The organism is Lacinutrix sp. MEBiC02404 (genome assembly GCF_053601575.1).
In genome coordinates, this window is record NZ_JBSHNV010000215.1 from 1 (window position 1) to 301 (window position 301).

Genomic DNA, 301 nt, shown 5'->3' on the forward strand with positions numbered 1-301 from the left:
GCCTTCCTGTCAGTTTTATAATCATATCTCATTTCCGCAATTAAATATATTAGTAAAACGCGGTAAACTAGCGAGCTATAAGTCCGTCATTGGTAATGAGGTTGTGGTAGAAGAAGTGTCTACAAAAAAGGATAAAACCTATGTCGTTTTAAAAAAGAAAGATGGTACCAAGTTTTTCGGACCGTATATAGATGTAAAAGCGAATTACCAAAATGCTATGGATTTTGGTGAGTTGGAGTTGTTGAAGCCTTAGTGTTAGGTCAATGTTGTTTACTGCCACTGTTGGTGTTTTTCATCAACA

General features: G+C 35.9%; 1 protein-coding gene. It reads left to right on the forward strand.

All coding sequences use genetic code 11. From position 1 onward, the window contains the following. The coding region (locus tag ACVCXO_RS13930; RefSeq protein WP_452230196.1) for a hypothetical protein at positions 1-253 on the forward strand (253 nt) is incomplete at its 5' end. Between the last annotated feature and the right edge of the window lie 48 nt (positions 254-301).